Genomic DNA, 16,739 nt, shown 5'->3' with positions numbered 1-16,739 from the left:
CGCGAGTTCAATTCTAGGCGTATTAGTATTAGAATGGTTGCTCCCTTTTAAGCTAATACAACAACGAAGTGGGCTTGCGCAAAGCCTTCGTTGATGGGTTTTAATGCGCTTTATCCTGCGTTATTGATTTTGCCAAGGGAACAACCATTACCTACAATCAATATCTTGCCTAAAGCGCATTAAATTCCCACTGAATCCTGCATTTCCAAATAGCTTGGGTATAAAACGTGATCTCGATTAATGAATTTCACGTTAAAGTCATACATGGACACTTAATGCTAGATCAGGACTTTTTGCCCCACAATTCGGCATTAGCTTTAGGTAATTTTTTGCGCTTCTTCTTCCCCATACCTTCAGGAGCTGCCATCGCTTTAATCTCTCTTGATGGACAATCTAAAGGTGCTTCTTCATCAGCTTCAAAATCGGCTATCTGTTCCCATTCCAAACTGAGTTTGTTCTTTTTTTCAATCAGCTTAAAATGTTGATATTCATGGTGTGAGATCAAAGATAAGGCTAAGCCTGCTTCACCAGCACGTCCACTGCGTCCAATGCGGTGCATATAATCAACTGGACTTCTAGGCAATTCATAATTGATAACGACAGGAAGCTTTTCGATATCAATACCACGAGCGGCAATGTCTGTGGCAATTAGCACACTGATATCGCCACGTTTAAATTCCTCTAATACTCGAGTTCTTGCACTTTGGGATTTATCACTGTGGAATACTTGTGCTGTAATACCCAGTTTGCCCAGTTTTTGCTCTAAACGATTACATGTATTTTTAGCACTAGCGAAAACGAGCACTTGACGCCAGTCATTCTCTTTAATCAAATGACCTAACAATGCCGTTTTATGACTTTTATTTACCCTATAAACCTGCTGGCGTAAGGTACTTTCCTCTTCACTCTGCAGTTGAATCTCTACAGGCGACGATAACAGTGCATCTATAAGCTCTTTTACCTCTTCGGGAAAGGTGGCAGAGAAAAGAAGCGTTTGCTTACGCTTTGGCAGTAGGGCTAAGATCTCCCCTAACTCATCGGTAAAGCCAAGGCTTAACATGCGATCAGCTTCATCGAGCACTAAGTGAGTGACTTGCGATAACTTAATGGCATTACTTGATAACAGATCCAATAAACGTCCAGGCGTTGCGACAAGCACATCAGCTCCACCACGCAGTGCTAACATTTGTGTGTTAGCTGAAACACCACCAAATACAGCCTCTATTTTAACTCTTGGCGTTAAGCACTGAGCATAACTTTTAAAACTAGTAGCCACCTGTTGGGCAAGTTCTCGAGTTGGCACTATCACTAATGCGCGAACAAAGTTCCCTTTTGCAGCAGCCTTTTTTTGAGTATGTAGATGCTGTAAAATGGGTAGAGAAAAAGCAGCAGTCTTGCCTGAGCCCGTATTGGCACCAGCGAGGAGATCGCTTCCTTTCAGTACCAGAGGGATGCTTTGAGACTGGATCTGAGTGGGCGTTGAATACTCAAGTTCGGTGACCCGCTTAAGTAGTTCGGGGATTAAGCCCAATTCGTCAAAGCGTGCGCTGTTTGTTGTTTCACAAGAGAGTGCGTGGGTCATAGATTTACAGGTGTGGCCATTAAAAAAATATGAGGCGTATTCTACGCTAGTTGTATCCCGCTGGCGAGGCTTTGCTGATCAAGCCAAGTCGACGTAAGTCTGCAAAATTCCCCCTATCAGACATAACTCACGTAATTGTCATTCACGCTTATGCTCACCCCCTCCTATTTTGTTCTTCCAAGGTAAGTAACTGCTGCTTCATACCAAGACCATAAGCATAACCGGTCAACTTGCCATTTTTCCCAATCACACGGTGACAAGGCACAATAATCGCGATGGGATTAGCACCATTAGCCGCGCCTACCGCTCTCACCGCTTTAGGGCGTGCTATCTGTAGTGCAATATCACCATAACTGCAGGTATTGCCATAACCTAGCTCAATCAAAGCTTGCCACACTTGAGTTTGAAACTCTGTTCCTTTAGGCGCCAGTGGCACGGTAAATGAGTGACGCTCACCGTCGAAGTATTCCGTTAATTCACGCTCAAGCTGCTGCAAATGTAACTGAGCAAATTCAACAACCTCCCCTTTCACACATTCAAGTAACTCAGCCCCTTCTTTAGCCACGCCAAGATGACTGATGCCAAATTGATTAGCCTTGATATGCAGTACACCAACGGGACTTTGAACCAGTCTGTCAGCTACTGGAATGAGTAACGCCTTATCGGTCACATCCGTAAAACATGAAACTGGCGTTTGAGTTCGAATGATATCTGTCATGCTAAATTCCATAATTGAAAGGTTAAGTAACTGCCCCAAGGAGCAATATTTTTCTCTAATTGCTCGGTAACAGTCTTGTAATTAATCGCAGTGGGCATCTTGTCAGCTAAATGCTTAGTAGTACCATGTAACTCCTCATAACGTTTAAGCACCTTCTTTTTGACGATTAAATCTGAACACAGCAAAATATTTGGATCGCTTAAGCCCCTCATTTTTGCGTATGCCACCGTCCATGGGCCTATGCCCTTTATGTTAATCCAGTCATCAACCGACGCGTGTGGGTGTTCACTCACAAATTGCCCGAATGCATTAAGTACCGCCTTTCGCGCGCCAGGCATCTTGAGCTCATCTAAACTTGCGTTCGCTATTGCATCAGGAGTCGGGAAAAGACGTATTACTCTGCCAGAAATAGTCAACTCTTCACCGTTAGCGTTTACCATGAGATTTAACAGCTTAGTCGCCTGAACAACACTGACTTGTTGACCTAAAATAGCCCTGCATCCAGCTTCGAATGCGCTCCAAGTCCCCGGTAACCTTAATCCATCTAATACCGCATTATTGATAATGTCGATTGATGATAAACTGGTTTGAATTTGAGCCATGTCAGCATCAAGATCCAATACACGTTTTATCTGTGTCACCACCTCTTTCAGCACAGGTAAGGCTTTAGTGTCGGCTAAGTGAATGGTCACATTAAACCGGTGATGAGCTTCATCATGCTCGGCTTCAAAAAAGCCTTTTACATTGCCAATTTGAAAGCTGCGGCTATAACCCTCAGCTTTATTGTCCCACTCCATCCCCTCGACCATTCTTAATCGATAAAAATCTAACTGCTTCTGCCAATTTAAGGGCGGCCGATAAGACAACTGCATTGATAGACAGACCTCACCCAGCTCATGTCTATCTTGACTCATGTTTGTCCCTCTTTTCTTACGCAAAGCTGACGGCGTTAAGGCTAAAGTCTGCTGAAAAACTTCATTAAAACGTCTAATACTACTGAACCCTGCGGCCAGCCCAACCTGAGTCATCGACAGATCAGTTTGATGCAGCAATTGTTTAGCAAACATCAACTGACGAAATTGAGCGTATTTATTGGGTGACGTGCCGACCTTCTCTACAAACAACTTTCTCAAATAACGACTAGTGATCCCCAGCTTTTCCGCTAAAGATTCCAAGGAGCCCCCATTATCGCCAAATAGGTATCCAGCATCGATTAATGATAAGGCGCGATCAACAGTTGTTTGCGTTCCTTTCCACGCTGAGGAGCCTGGAGCACTGTCTGGCCGACAACGTAAACAAGGTCTAAGCCCTGCATTTGCAGCACCAATAGCAGTAAAAAAGTAACGAACATTCTCCTCTTTTGCAGGGGCTGCTGGGCAGATAGAGCGGCAGAAAATGCCCGTGCTCAAGACCCCAGTAAAGAATACCCCATCAAAACGTGGATCTCTGGCTAATCTTGCCCTACGACAGGACTCGTTTGATAAAGGTCTAACAGAACTGGGGCACATTAATGACCTGACTTAACGGAATATTGAATGAACTGCAACCACTTTACGCATATTTACGCCATTGAACTAGCGGAAAACGGAACTGAATTAAAAATAAATAATCGCCCCAAAACAGATGTGTTTACGATATGCTAATCACTCACTCTTTCTCCCATAGAAATAACAACATAAATTGAGTACTTAGATGTTCAAACGATTTGAATCATGGATTGATGCCTTGCCCTCACAAGAGCCAGAGCAACCACCAACTGGGATATATGCATTTTGCCGTTTTTACACCCGTGGATTTGAACGACCACTCATTTTAATGTCAGTTATCACAGCTCTGCTGGCAGTGTTAGAGGTCTCTTTATTTGGCTTTATGGGGCAACTTGTCGACCTATTAATTAATAATGACCCTGAGACTTTATTCGAAAAGGAGGGACGTAAGCTCATTGGGATGACAGTACTGATTTTGGTAGTGATCCCAGCATTGGTATTACTGCACGCATTAATTGTTTACCAAGGCTTGTTGGGCAACTACCCCATGTCCATCCGCTGGTTGGCCCACCGATACTTATTAAAACAAAGCGTCTCCTTTTATCAGAATGATTTTGCCGGTCGTATTGCCACTAAAGTCATGCAAACTTCCATCGCGGTGCGTGAAGCCGTCACCAAAATACTCGATGTGCTCGTCTACATTTTAGTGTATTTCATCACGATGTTGGTCATGATTGCCAATGCTGATATTCGCCTTATGGCACCAATGATCATCTGGTTGTGTGCGTACGTCGGCATTCAATTTCTTTTTATCCCTAAACTCAAAGCGGCATCGATGGCGCAAGCCGATGCCCGCTCAACAATGACAGGAAGAGTGGTCGACAGTTATACCAATATCACCACGGTAAAACTGTTTTCACATACGCAAAAAGAAGCTGAATACGCAAAAGGTAGCATGCAAACCTTTCTAGACACCGTATATCGTCAAATGCGACTGGTAACGGGGATAAATGTTAGTGTTCAAATAATCAACTACTTACTCGTATTTGCCATCGCCGCGATCTCTATCTATCTCTGGAGTCACCACGCGATAACCATAGGTGCCATCACGATTGCAGTCAGCCTTTCACTCAGGCTCAATGGCATGTCTCAATGGATTATGTGGGAGATAAGCTCACTATTTGAAAACATAGGAACTGTTGCTGACGGCATTACTACATTATCTAAACCCACAGAGATCCAAGATGTTGATAATGCCAAAGCACTACAGGTACCTCATGGCAAAATCGATTTTAACCAAGTCAGCTTTCACTATGGTGAAAATAGCGGCGTGATTGAGAAGCTTGATCTCAAAATCAAACCAGGTGAGAAAGTCGGCTTAGTTGGCCGCTCAGGGGCAGGTAAATCGACTTTAGTTAATTTGTTGATGCGTTTTTATGATATTGAAAAAGGCACCATTGAGATCGATGGTCAAGACATTAAACATGTGCAACAGGATTCACTACGCGCCAATATTGGCATGGTGACTCAAGATACTTCTCTGCTGCATCGCTCTATTCGTGAAAATATTCTTTACGGTAAGCCTGATGCCAGCGAAGAGGAGTTTCAAAGTGCAATCAAGCATTCTCAGTCATATGATTTTATTCAATCACTAACCGATCCTGAAGGTAATCGGGGCTTAGATGCACAAGTGGGTGAACGTGGAGTAAAACTCTCTGGTGGGCAACGCCAACGAATCGCCATTGCACGGGTTCTCTTAAAGAATGCCCCCATCCTATTACTCGATGAAGCAACATCGGCACTGGACTCTGAAGTTGAAGCCGCTATTCAGCAAAGCTTGTATCAATTAATGGAAGGCAAAACAGTCATCGCGATTGCTCATCGACTATCGACCATCGCCGCGATGGATAGATTGATCGTGTTAGATCAAGGTAATGTAGTAGAACAAGGAACCCACTCAGAGTTAATTGCTTCTGGTGGTATCTACGCTCAACTTTGGGCTCATCAAACCGGTGGTTTCTTGGGAATAGATTAATTATTCAACCTCTCTGTCCATGACATCTATTTTTCTTAACATCAACCTGCCGGTTACAGTATTTTCACTGAAAAAAGTGGAATATTGTAACCGGCAGTAGAACAAAGCATCACTGAGTCATTTCTACACATTAAACATCTAGTTTTCGCGACACGATGACACTTTTCTCATGTTCAAAAATGGCTTAACCATGGTCCAAATCCAATAACAACTGAAGTGCTATCCACCAATGATTGCCAGTAATATCCCCGCTGCCACCGCTGAACCGAGTACGCCAGCAACGTTTGGCCCCATAGCATGCATTAACAAAAAGTTATGTGGATTAGCCTCTAATCCAACTTTATTAGCAACGCGCGCCGCCATCGGTACCGCCGATACACCGGCTGCACCGATCAATGGATTGATTGGGGAACTAGAAAAACGCCCCATCAGCTTAGCCATCATCACGCCCGATGCCGTACCGATACTGAAAGCGATGGCTCCGAGAGCAGGGCTCCCCAAGGTTTCAAGATTAAGGAATTTTTCAGCCGATAGCTTTGAGCCAACAGCCAGCCCGAGAAAAATGGTCACTATATTTATCAATTCATTTTGTGCAGTGTTGCTGAGACGATCGACGACACCTGACTCTCGCATTATATTCCCAAGACAGAACATCCCGACCAATGGCGTCGCAGCAGGTAAAAACATCACTGTTAGAGCAAGGACCATTAAGGGAAAGATTATTTTTTCTATCTTCGACACATGCCGCATCTGTTCCATCACAATTGAACGTTCTTCATGAGTCGTCAACGCTTTCATAATAGGTGGTTGGATTAAGGGCACCAATGCCATGTAAGAATAGGTAGCAAGGCAATTGCACCTAATAAGTCTGGCGCCAGTCGCGAGGCCAGAGCGTGTCTCGCTTATTGATGAGAGCTAAGGTTTTGTTATGAATTTTAAACGTCTTGAAACATTTATGTGGGTTGCTGTTCTAGGAAATTTCCGACTAACAGCCGAAAAAATGAATACAACTCAACCCTCCATATCAGCACGGATTATCGCATTAGAAGAAGAGTTAGGGGTAAAACTGTTTGAACGTGATAACAGCCCAGTATCTTTAACATCGAAAGGACAAGAAATATTACCGTATGTAAAAAAAATAATGCATATGGCGGAGCAATTAAAAGAGGTGGCCGATGAAAACTCACCATTATGTGGATTATTGCGACTAGGCGTATCTGAAACTATTGTTCACACATGGCTACCTACTTTCTTGAATAAAATTCATAATGCATTTCCTAAGCTAGACGTAGAAATAACCGTTGATGTCACTACCAATTTACGAGAAGGACTGCTTTCACAATCATTGGATTTAGCTTTTTTAATGGGCCCGGTATCAGACAGTAAAATTGAAAATGTAGATTTGTGTGAGTTCTCACTGATATGGGTAGCGAACCCAAAGCTAGGTATGGCAAAAATGACAACATCAATAGAGCAACTAAGCCAGTGGCCTGTCATCACGTATGCAAGAAATACACGACCATATGAAGATATAAGCAATAAATTCCGTGAATTAAATGTTCCACCACCTAGACTATTTTCCTGCAGTTCCTTATCGGCATGTTTGCGTATGGTAACTGAAGGTATAGGAGTCAGTCCATTATCCCTAAAAATGATCGAAGCTGAATTAACCAGCGGAAAGCTAGAAATAGTAGATACAAACTGGGTGCCTAATACCAATCGGTATAAAGATGTGATCTAATCTGAACAGTTAATTTTAATGATTAGGTTACATATGGAAATGCTTAATACCATTGACTTTCGCTCTCTGGCACGACGAGAGAAAAATGCACAAAAGCGGATCCGTCTTTTGGCATTAGCACATTTCAGTGAAGGGCATAACCGCATTGAGATCACGAGTATTCTTAAGGTGAGTCGTACCAGTGTAAACAAATGGGTAAGTGATTTCTTAACCGACGGTTTAGCGGGCCTTGAGCACAAAACATCACCTGGCCGACCTCCATCTTTAAACAAGACTCAATCTAAACAACTCGCAACATTCATTGAGCAGCAAAGTTTATCTGAAGAAGGCGGCAGACTATCGGGTGCTGATATTAATGAATATATTTCTCAGCACTTTGGTATCAATTATGAACCATCAAGTGTCTATAGAGTATTAAAGCGGCTAGGTTTTTCTTGGATAACGAGTAGGTCAAAACATCCTAAACAATCCCAAAAAGCACAAGAAGCTTTTAAAAAACTTCCGCTTGGAAACGATCCTTAACATCCCCGGTCATATTGCCCTGGCTCAAGTTGATGTTTGGTTTCAAGATGAAGCTCGTATAGGGCAACAAAACACGACGACACGCTTATGGGCAAAAAAAGGAAGTCGTCCAAGAGTCGTTCGACAACAACAGTTTGAGTACGCTTATGTTTTTGGGGCGGTATGTCCGTCGAATGGAAATACCGAAGCGTTGATCACTCCATGGGTAGATAAAAGGTTCATGCGGCAACACCTAAAGTTAATTTCTGAAGCAACTCTTCCAGATCGCCACGCTGTCGTGATCATGGATGGTGCCGGTTGGCATACAAAAGATCTAGATGATGAATTCGATAATCTAACCATGATTAAACTACCTCCCTATTCACCAGAGCTTAATCCTATCGAACAAGTTTGGGGATGGATAAGACAGCGCCATTTAGCCAATAGGTGTTTTGCCAATTATGAGGACATTGTCGAGCAATGCACGCAAGCTTGGAATAGCTTTATTAGTGACATTGATACTGTAAAGAATCTATGCAATCGTTCATGGATAAATCTGACCAGATGATTATACCGATTGGTATAACAACCTACATTTCACAGCATCTTATCCTAAGTCCCCATACAATAGCTTGATTAAAAAGGCCATTGAGTTAACACTTGCTGTTGCCAAGTAATCGCATCTTTGCTCTGTGATCAAATTATAGAAGTCATACAGTACAGCCAGTTTTGTCCCAAATCCCACGGCACTTTAATTTTGTCAAAAAATTCATAAAAAATAGATTTGGGTAGATATATTATAACAAACAGACACACATAAAAAACCAGTCGATCGCTAGCCGCCCTCTTCTATCCTATTTGCGCAGAGAATAATAAACAGGGAATGTAAAATTTAGACATAAAAAAACCACCTTTCGGTGGTTTTTTCTTATTACTAGATCAATGGTGATAGTAATAAGTTTTGAGATGGTGGAGCCTAGCGGGATCGAACCGCTGACCTCAACACTGCCAGTGTTGCGCTCTCCCAGCTGAGCTAAGGCCCCATTTCACGCACTGGAACTTGCATGAAACTTTGTAAATATTGGTATCCCCAAGGGGATTCGAACCCCTGTTACCGCCGTGAAAGGGCGGTGTCCTAGGCCTCTAGACGATGGGGACCCGGACATCTGTTCTTTAAACTCTACAAATAAAGAGTTGTCTATAAATTCAATTCCAAAGGCATGGATTCGAACCTCAATCTCTTATTTAAAAGAGCCGCCGTACTTTCTATCAGAAAACACTGCGCGGTGTCCTAGTTTTGTTCCCGCTAGACGATGGGGACCTGAACTGCATTAGACTCTGCAAAGAGTGAACTCATTAAGTTCTATAAGCTAAAACTCAACGCTTGATAAAAGTGGTATCCCCAAGGGGATTCGAACCCCTGTTACCGCCGTGAAAGGGCGGTGTCCTAGGCCTCTAGACGATGGGGACCCGGACATCTGTTCTTTAGACTCTACAAATAAAGAGTTGTCTATAAATTCAATTCCGAAGGCATGGATTCGAACCTCATTCTCTTATTTAAAAGAGCCGCCGTACTTTCTATCAGAAAACACTGCGCGGTGTCCTAGTCTTGTTCCCGCTAGACGATGGGGACCTGGACTGCATTAGACTCTGCAAAGAGTGAATACTCATTAAATCCTGTAGACTAAGATTTAACGCTTGAACAACCAGACCGAAGTCTCATTATTATAAATAGTGGTATCCCCAAGGGGATTCGAACCCCTGTTACCGCCGTGAAAGGGCGGTGTCCTAGGCCTCTAGACGATGGGGACCCGGACATTCATTCTTTAAACTCTACAAATAAAGAGCTTATAAATTGAGACTCAAAGGCATGAGTAACAACGTTACATCTCGACTCCTTCCCTTCAGGAAGTGAATCTTTTCACATTCAACCGAATTACATCAGTTAAAAAGTAATAGTGGTATCCCCAAGGGGATTCGAACCCCTGTTACCGCCGTGAAAGGGCGGTGTCCTAGGCCTCTAGACGATGGGGACCCGGACATTCATTCTTTAGACTCTACAAATAAAGAGCTTATAGGTTGAGACTCAAAGGCATGAGTAACAACGTTACATCTCGACTCCTTCCCTTCAGGAAGTGAATCTTTTCACATTCAACCAAACTAAATCAGTTAAAAAGAAATATTGGTATCCCCAAGGATTCGAACCCCTGTTACCGCCGTGAAAGGGCGGTGTCCTAAACCTCTAGACGATGGGGACCCGGACATTCATTCTTTAGACTCTACAAATAAAGAGCTTATAGGTTGAGACTCAAAGGCATGAGTAACAACGTTACATCTCGACTCCTTCCCTTCAGGAAGTGAATCTTTTCACATTCAACCAAACTAAATCAGTTAAAAAGAAATATTGGTATCCCCAAGGGGATTCGAACCCCTGTTACCGCCGTGAAAGGGCGGTGTCCTAGGCCTCTAGACGATGGGGACCCGGACATTCATTCTTTAGACTCTACAAATAAAGAGCTTATAGGTTGAGACTCAAAGGCATGAGAAACAACGTTATATATCGACTCCTTCCCTTCAGGAAGTGAATCTTTTCACATTCAACCAAACTAAATCAGTTAAAAAGAAATATTGGTATCCCCAAGGGGATTCGAACCCCTGTTACCGCCGTGAAAGGGCGGTGTCCTAGGCCTCTAGACGATGGGGACCCGGACATTCATTCTTTAAACTCTACAAATAAAGAGCTTATAGGTTGAGACTCAAAGGCATGAGAAACAACGTTATATATCGACTCCTTCCCTTCAGGAAGTGAATCTTTTCACATTCAACCAAACTAAATCAGTTAAAAAGAAATATTGGTATCCCCAAGGGGATTCGAACCCCTGTTACCGCCGTGAAAGGGCAGTGTCCTAGGCCTCTAGACGATGGGGACCCGGACATTCATTCTTTAGACTCTACAAATAAAGAGCTTATAGGTTGAGACTCAAAGGCACGAGAAACAACGTTATATATCGACTCCTTCCCTTCAGGAAGTGAATCTTTTCACATTCAACCAAACTAAATCAGTTAAAAAGAAATATTGGTATCCCCAAGGGGATTCGAACCCCTGTTACCGCCGTGAAAGGGCGGTGTCCTAGGCCTCTAGACGATGGGGACCCGGACATCTGTTCTTTAAACTCTACAAATAAAGAGTTATCTATAAGTTCAATTCCAAAGGCTATGAAACCAACCTAAACAACCTAATTCATTCTCACTAGACGCTGAGATTAGGTTCTTGTTTTATACTCAACAAGATTCGAGTTAGGTTAGATGGTGGAGCCTAGCGGGATCGAACCGCTGACCTCAACACTGCCAGTGTTGCGCTCTCCCAGCTGAGCTAAGGCCCCTGTCTAACCTAATGACATTTAAGTGCACCGCAACTATTAATTGCTTGTGTCTCAACTGCGTGGCGCATTCTATGCAGCGCACCCAAAAGTGTCAACTCGTTTTTTAGGAATTTATTCTATTTGCTACAAATTCAATCGCTTTGAGGATTCTTTGTTCACAACGAACCTTTCCAACTAAGAATAAGGTTAAATCGACAGCAGGAGACATGCCAGCGCCCGTTACAGCCACGCGTAAAGGCATACCAACTTTACCCATACCGACGTCTAATTCTGCTGCTGTATCTTCAATAGCTTGATGAACGCCCTCTAAAGTCCACTCATTTAATTCAGCTAACTTCTGCTGAACAAGTTGAAGCGGCTCCATAGCTACACCTCTAAGGTGCTTTTTAGCCGCAGTTTCATCAAAGTCAGTAAAATCTTCATAGAAGTAACGGCTAGATGTTGCCAAGTCCTTTAAGGTTTTCGCTCTTTCAGATAAAGCAGAGACGACTTTGGCTAATTCAGGACCATTAGTGGTATCAATATTTTGATCCGCCATATGCCATTCAAGATGTTTAGCCACGTATTCTGGAGCAAGCTCCTTTATATAGTGTTGATTTAACCAGATCAACTTCTCTGTATTAAAAGCAGATGCCGCTTTATTGATATCATCAAGCTTAAATAGTTGCTTCATTTCATCAATTGAGAAAATTTCCTGATCTCCATGTGACCAACCTAGGCGAACAAGATAGTTAAGTAGTGCTTCAGGCAAGAAACCATCATCACGATACTGCATTACACCCACAGCGCCATGTCGCTTAGAAAGCTTGGCACCGTCATCACCCAGAATCATCGCTACATGAGCATATTCAGGGATCGGTGCCCCAAGTGCTTTAAGAATGTTAATTTGGCGAGGTGTATTATTGATATGATCTTCACCACGAACAACACAAGTGATCCCCATATCCCAATCATCAACCACTACACAGAAGTTATATGTAGGCGTTCCTTCCGTACGGGCAATAATAAGATCATCTAATCGTTCATTTGAGATCTCAATACGTCCGCGAACGTGATCATCAAATACAACACTGCCTTCAGTTGGATTTTTAAAACGAATAACAAAAGGCTCATCAGTATCACGTGGTGCTTTATCACGGCAACAACCATCATACTTCTGCTGCTCACCCTTCTCAGCCTGCTCTTCACGCATAGCTTCTATACGTTCACGCGAACAGTAACATTTATAAGCACTGCCCTGCTCTAACATCTGAGCAATGATTTCGTTATAGCGATCGAAACGCTTAGTTTGGTAGTAAGGGCCTTCATCCCAATTCAGACCTAACCACTGCATCCCCTCAAGAATAGCTTCGCATGCTTCTGGCGTAGAACGTTCAATATCAGTATCTTCAATTCGCAGAACAAACTCGCCCTGATTCGCACGAGCACATAACCATGAATAAAGCGCTGTACGAGCGCCACCGACATGCAAGAATCCAGTAGGACTGGGAGCAAAACGCGTCTTAGTTGTCATAATGGGACACTAACCTATATAGAAAGTCTAAAAAAATAGACGGTACCAATGAATGTGGGGCATATTCTAACAGCCAATTGGGATTAGGGAAATTGCCATACTCCTATATATGAAGATAAACAGACGACATTCACCTATATCTAACTTCATTCGCTCCTTTTTTCTTTACTTGCCATACTGTTTTGAATAAAAATGAACCATACCAACAACAACATGAGCAACATAGCGGCAAGTCGTACAAAATTAAAACGCACGGTTCTTTTTCACTAAAAAATCGTTGACACTAAGTCCTTCATCCCTATAATACGCCCCACACAGCGAGGTCGATTAGCTCAGCTGGGAGAGCACCTCCCTTACAAGGAGGGGGTCACTGGTTCGAGCCCAGTATCGACCACCATTCTCTTTAATGAGAAGTGTTACTGTAAGATAGAAAGTCCCAGGTCGATTAGCTCAGCTGGGAGAGCACCTCCCTTACAAGGAGGGGGTCACTGGTTCGAGCCCAGTATCGACCACCATTCTCTTTAATGAGAAGTGTTACTGTAAAATAGAAAGTCCCAGGTCGATTAGCTCAGCTGGGAGAGCACCTCCCTTACAAGGAGGGGGTCACTGGTTCGAGCCCAGTATCGACCACCATTCTCTTTATTGAGAAGCGTAACGTAAAATAGAAAGTCCCAGGTCGATTAGCTCAGCTGGGAGAGCACCTCCCTTACAAGGAGGGGGTCACTGGTTCGAGCCCAGTATCGACCACCATTCTCTTTATTGAGAAGCGTAACGTAAAATAGAGAGTCCCAGGTCGATTAGCTCAGCTGGGAGAGCACCTCCCTTACAAGGAGGGGGTCACTGGTTCGAGCCCAGTATCGACCACCATTCTCTTTAATGAGAAGCGTAACATAAAATAGAAAGTCCCAGGTCGATTAGCTCAGCTGGGAGAGCACCTCCCTTACAAGGAGGGGGTCACTGGTTCGAGCCCAGTATCGACCACCATTCTCTTTAATGAGAAGCGTAACATAAAATAGAAAGTCCCAGGTCGATTAGCTCAGCTGGGAGAGCACCTCCCTTACAAGGAGGGGGTCACTGGTTCGAGCCCAGTATCGACCACCATTCTCTTTATTGAGAAGCGTAACATAAAATAGAAAGTCCCAGGTCGATTAGCTCAGCTGGGAGAGCACCTCCCTTACAAGGAGGGGGTCACTGGTTCGAGCCCAGTATCGACCACCATTCTCTTTATTGAGAAGCAAAGTTCAATTCCTCTGATTCAAATCTACTTTTTAAAATTATCTAAAAAATCACTCTTAGTAAGATCAGTTCTAACCCAATATCAATCCCAACATCACCCTTTTATCTATTCCAGTTACACTTCCAATAACTAACTATTAGCGTAAAGTCTATCTACCCAATTTGCTTTATTTAAAGTATCTGAGAATCCAAACTTAGTGGAAATAGCATTACAGAAGAAAACCTACTGCAGTAATCCCAGAGAATGAGATAAAAAAGCAATCAGCTAGCAGCGAGTTTGGTTGACGCCCCCTCAAACGAGATAGTTCGAGTCAGTTTGAATAAAACCCAAGCTAGCAGCACCAAGACCAAACTTGAAGCAAAAACAACACCACGCCAGCCCCAGTGCTGCCAGAATGGCATCAAATAAGGCCCTCCTAAAGAAGCCCCTAAATAATAACAGCACAAATACAGCGCTGTTGCTTTGGCTCTATGAACCTTAGCACGCTGAGCGACCCAAGCATTACAGCTACTATGAAGCAGAAAAAAGCCAAATGAACTCATCAAAAAACCAAGACAGATCGCCAAGCTTGTATCCACTAAAGTGATTAACCCGCCAAAAAACATGGCCGCCAGAGCAAGTCTGAATACAGTTTCCCGCCCAAAACGTGCTATCCAACTCCCTGAATAGAATGAAGCAAAGGTTCCACTTAGATAGCAGAGAAAAATAAGCGTAACTTGAAAACGTCCCCAATTAAACGGCGCTGACATCAAATGAAGTTGAATATAGCTAAATTGGTTTACCATCACCAAAAATGCCAAACCACCAACCAAATAGATGCTCCGCAGCTTTACATCGTTAAGGTGAAGACAAAAGCCACGGAAATCATTCTGGATCGATGACAACCAAGACATGGGTTTCTCACCAGATGCCACCAACGTTAAGGAGCCACTATTTGTACTTTGGCTTGGTAATAAACAATGAACAGCAACGACTCCCACCAGTGATAATAGTAAGATAACGCCGATAACTTGCTGCCAATGCAAGTGTAATGACAGCGCACCGCCAATCAGACGACCGGCAATTCCACCTAAACTATTCGCTGCAATATAGATAGCACCCGCTTTCAACATGGCGCCCTGACTTAACTCATCTTTAAAATAGGCCATAGCAATAGCTGGAACGGCTGCTAATAAGGCCCCTTGAAATAATCTCAATGCCAGAAGTTGTGTAAAATCCCCCACAAACATCATCAGTAAATCAGAGAGTAAGAGTAGGTACAAACTGATAAGTAGAGGTATTCTGCGCCCCACTCTATCGGATATAACGGCATAAAACAGCAATGAAAAAGCCATTGAAAAGCTGGTCACTGACAGCAATAAAGTAGCTTGTGGTACTGCAACATCAAATGTATCGGCTATCAGTGGCAAGATCCCTTGCACTAAATAAAGGTTTATATAAACAATGATTGACGCAATGGAAAGACCCCAGATTAAACGCAACTCCCCCTTGTGCACCACCGTAAGGGAATGACCTTGCTTAACTGGGTTATCTATATGGATCACTTGGCTATTATTGACCGACATCTGCTACAACTACTTAATAAACAAACTCAATAGACATAGATTAACATTGGCATTAATATAACAATAATAGATTAAAATAATCAGAGCTATTGATATTTGTTATGGATATACGTCAACTCAATCACTTAGATGCGCTTGCTAAACATGGAAGCTTCACCAAAGCTGCTGAGAGTCTTAGTATGGCTCAGCCCGCTTTGAGTCAGAGCATCAAACGGTTAGAAGGTTCACTAGGTGTCACCCTAGTTAGTCGCAGTATGAAAAGAATCACCCTTACCGCTGAAGGGGCAGCTTTACATAGTCATGCACTGCTTATCATCAAACAGCTCAAGCAAGCTGAAGCCCATATCAAATCCATGGCAAACCTTACAAAAGGTGAGGTCAGAATTGCAGTTCCCGGCATGTTAGGATCTTTCTACTTACCGAGTCGATTAATGGCATTTCGCCACCAATATGCAGATCTAAAATTATCACTCTTTGAGGGTGGCACTCGTGATTCATTGAAGATGCTAATGCAAGAAGAGGTCGATATCGCCATCATTACGGCTCATGATCTTAAACCTGAGTTTGAGAGTCACCGACTGTTAACTGAACAAATGGTTGTCGCACTTGGACCAGAACATCCTTTAGCTGAACACAAAAGTGTTAATATTAAACAATTCTTTGAGCATGAGCTGGTGATGTTTAAACCTGGTTATTTCCACAGAGAGTGGATGCTATCTCAAGCCACAGCTTTAGGCCTAACGGCCAACATAGGTTTCGAAACAAATCTTATTAACTTGATAAAACAGATCGTTTCACAAGGTTTTGCGATCACCAGTGTGCTTGAAATGGTGATCAGCGATAAAGATGAGATCTTAGCTAAACCGTTTGAACCTCCAGTTTTTCTCGACTTACATATAGCCTGGAAAAAACACAAACCGATCAGTGTCGCCGACAAAGCTTTTGTTAATTTTCTAATGGCAAACAGGTGATTAATA

The 16,739-nt window shown here is 43.1% G+C and carries 9 protein-coding genes, 19 tRNA genes and 1 pseudogene; 12 read left to right on the top strand and 17 right to left on the bottom strand.

Features of this window, described 5'->3' with window-relative positions:
• Nucleotides 1-283: 283 nt before the first annotated feature.
• The 3 genes from HWQ47_RS09920 to HWQ47_RS09910 form a co-directional block, all read right to left on the bottom strand.
• Nucleotides 284-1,582, bottom strand: coding sequence for a DEAD/DEAH box helicase (locus tag HWQ47_RS09920; RefSeq protein ID WP_269970956.1), 1,299 nt, complete (start codon nt 1,580-1,582; stop codon nt 284-286).
• A 154-nt stretch (nt 1,583-1,736) separates the two neighbouring features.
• Nucleotides 1,737-2,300: a methylated-DNA--[protein]-cysteine S-methyltransferase gene (locus tag HWQ47_RS09915; RefSeq protein ID WP_269970955.1), complete on the bottom strand. Its 564-nt coding sequence runs from the start codon at nt 2,298-2,300 to the stop codon at nt 1,737-1,739.
• The gene (locus HWQ47_RS09910) at nt 2,297-3,808 is read right to left on the bottom strand and encodes an AlkA N-terminal domain-containing protein (protein WP_269970954.1); all 1,512 of its coding nucleotides are present in this window, start codon (nt 3,806-3,808) and stop codon (nt 2,297-2,299) included. The genes HWQ47_RS09915 and HWQ47_RS09910 overlap by 4 nt, the downstream gene beginning before the upstream one ends.
• 184 nt (nt 3,809-3,992) lie before the next feature.
• On the opposite strand from HWQ47_RS09910, the gene HWQ47_RS09905 reads away from it, so the two are divergent.
• Nucleotides 3,993-5,822 (top strand): ABC transporter ATP-binding protein, encoded by a 1,830-nt coding sequence (locus HWQ47_RS09905; protein WP_269970953.1) that lies wholly within the window; start codon nt 3,993-3,995, stop codon nt 5,820-5,822.
• A 219-nt stretch (nt 5,823-6,041) separates the two neighbouring features.
• Here HWQ47_RS09905 and HWQ47_RS09900 read toward each other — a convergent pair.
• Nucleotides 6,042-6,712: pseudogene (locus HWQ47_RS09900) on the bottom strand (sodium ion-translocating decarboxylase subunit beta); the annotation flags it as partial.
• 38 nt (nt 6,713-6,750) lie between these two features.
• Between HWQ47_RS09900 and HWQ47_RS09895 the strand changes: the two are divergent.
• Both HWQ47_RS09895 and HWQ47_RS09890 read left to right on the top strand, forming a co-directional pair.
• A complete protein-coding gene (locus tag HWQ47_RS09895; RefSeq protein WP_269970952.1) occupies nt 6,751-7,563 on the top strand; it encodes a LysR family transcriptional regulator in 813 nt (270 codons plus the stop codon).
• A 39-nt stretch (nt 7,564-7,602) separates the two neighbouring features.
• A protein-coding gene (locus HWQ47_RS09890) for an IS630 family transposase (RefSeq protein WP_443020112.1) occupies nt 7,603-8,632 on the top strand; the annotation gives its coding sequence in 2 pieces (ribosomal slippage) (nt 7,603-8,055 and nt 8,057-8,632; 1,029 coding nt in all).
• Between the two features lie 399 nt (nt 8,633-9,031).
• On the opposite strand, the gene HWQ47_RS09885 is transcribed toward HWQ47_RS09890, so the two are convergent.
• From HWQ47_RS09885 to gltX, 12 genes are all read right to left on the bottom strand, one after another.
• A tRNA-Ala gene (locus HWQ47_RS09885) sits at nt 9,032-9,107 on the bottom strand.
• A 39-nt stretch (nt 9,108-9,146) separates the two neighbouring features.
• Nucleotides 9,147-9,222: transfer RNA gene (locus HWQ47_RS09880), tRNA-Glu, on the bottom strand.
• Between the two features lie 236 nt (nt 9,223-9,458).
• Nucleotides 9,459-9,534 (bottom strand) — tRNA-Glu (locus HWQ47_RS09875).
• A 265-nt stretch (nt 9,535-9,799) separates the two neighbouring features.
• Nucleotides 9,800-9,875, bottom strand: a tRNA-Glu gene (locus HWQ47_RS09870).
• A gap of 148 nt (nt 9,876-10,023) precedes the next feature.
• A tRNA-Glu gene (locus HWQ47_RS09865) sits at nt 10,024-10,099 on the bottom strand.
• 148 nt (nt 10,100-10,247) lie between these two features.
• A tRNA-Glu gene (locus HWQ47_RS09860) sits at nt 10,248-10,321 on the bottom strand.
• A gap of 148 nt (nt 10,322-10,469) precedes the next feature.
• A tRNA-Glu gene (locus tag HWQ47_RS09855) sits at nt 10,470-10,545 on the bottom strand.
• A gap of 148 nt (nt 10,546-10,693) precedes the next feature.
• Nucleotides 10,694-10,769: transfer RNA gene (locus tag HWQ47_RS09850), tRNA-Glu, on the bottom strand.
• A gap of 148 nt (nt 10,770-10,917) precedes the next feature.
• A tRNA-Glu gene (locus HWQ47_RS09845) sits at nt 10,918-10,993 on the bottom strand.
• A 148-nt stretch (nt 10,994-11,141) separates the two neighbouring features.
• A tRNA-Glu gene (locus HWQ47_RS09840) sits at nt 11,142-11,217 on the bottom strand.
• A gap of 154 nt (nt 11,218-11,371) precedes the next feature.
• Nucleotides 11,372-11,447 (bottom strand) — tRNA-Ala (locus HWQ47_RS09835).
• 103 nt (nt 11,448-11,550) lie between these two features.
• Nucleotides 11,551-12,960, bottom strand: coding sequence for a glutamate--tRNA ligase (gene gltX / locus HWQ47_RS09830; protein WP_269970951.1), 1,410 nt, complete (start codon nt 12,958-12,960; stop codon nt 11,551-11,553).
• A 321-nt stretch (nt 12,961-13,281) separates the two neighbouring features.
• Here gltX and HWQ47_RS09825 point away from each other — a divergent pair.
• The 8 genes from HWQ47_RS09825 to HWQ47_RS09790 all read left to right on the top strand — a co-directional run bounded on the left by HWQ47_RS09825 (nt 13,282) and on the right by HWQ47_RS09790 (nt 14,178).
• A tRNA-Val gene (locus HWQ47_RS09825) sits at nt 13,282-13,357 on the top strand.
• Between the two features lie 42 nt (nt 13,358-13,399).
• Nucleotides 13,400-13,475: transfer RNA gene (locus HWQ47_RS09820), tRNA-Val, on the top strand.
• A gap of 42 nt (nt 13,476-13,517) precedes the next feature.
• Nucleotides 13,518-13,593, top strand: a tRNA-Val gene (locus HWQ47_RS09815).
• Between the two features lie 41 nt (nt 13,594-13,634).
• Nucleotides 13,635-13,710 (top strand) — tRNA-Val (locus HWQ47_RS09810).
• A 41-nt stretch (nt 13,711-13,751) separates the two neighbouring features.
• Nucleotides 13,752-13,827 (top strand) — tRNA-Val (locus HWQ47_RS09805).
• Nucleotides 13,828-13,868: 41 nt separating this feature from the next.
• A tRNA-Val gene (locus HWQ47_RS09800) sits at nt 13,869-13,944 on the top strand.
• Nucleotides 13,945-13,985: 41 nt separating this feature from the next.
• A tRNA-Val gene (locus HWQ47_RS09795) sits at nt 13,986-14,061 on the top strand.
• Nucleotides 14,062-14,102: 41 nt separating this feature from the next.
• Nucleotides 14,103-14,178 (top strand) — tRNA-Val (locus HWQ47_RS09790).
• 279 nt (nt 14,179-14,457) lie between these two features.
• Here the strand turns inward: HWQ47_RS09790 and HWQ47_RS09785 are convergent.
• Complete coding sequence (locus HWQ47_RS09785) at nt 14,458-15,762, bottom strand: MFS transporter (protein ID WP_269970950.1); 1,305 nt, start codon at nt 15,760-15,762, stop codon at nt 14,458-14,460.
• Nucleotides 15,763-15,863: 101 nt separating this feature from the next.
• Here HWQ47_RS09785 and HWQ47_RS09780 point away from each other — a divergent pair, with 101 nt between their 5' ends.
• Nucleotides 15,864-16,733, top strand: a complete 870-nt coding sequence (locus HWQ47_RS09780) for a LysR family transcriptional regulator (protein WP_269970949.1) — start codon at nt 15,864-15,866, stop codon at nt 16,731-16,733.
• Nucleotides 16,734-16,739 lie beyond the last annotated feature (6 nt).

Source organism: Shewanella sp. MTB7 (assembly GCF_027571385.1).
Lineage (GTDB): Bacteria > Pseudomonadota > Gammaproteobacteria > Enterobacterales > Shewanellaceae > Shewanella.
The sequence above is the reverse complement of the archived record's forward strand: the minus strand, read 5'-3'. Positions and strand labels throughout refer to the sequence as shown.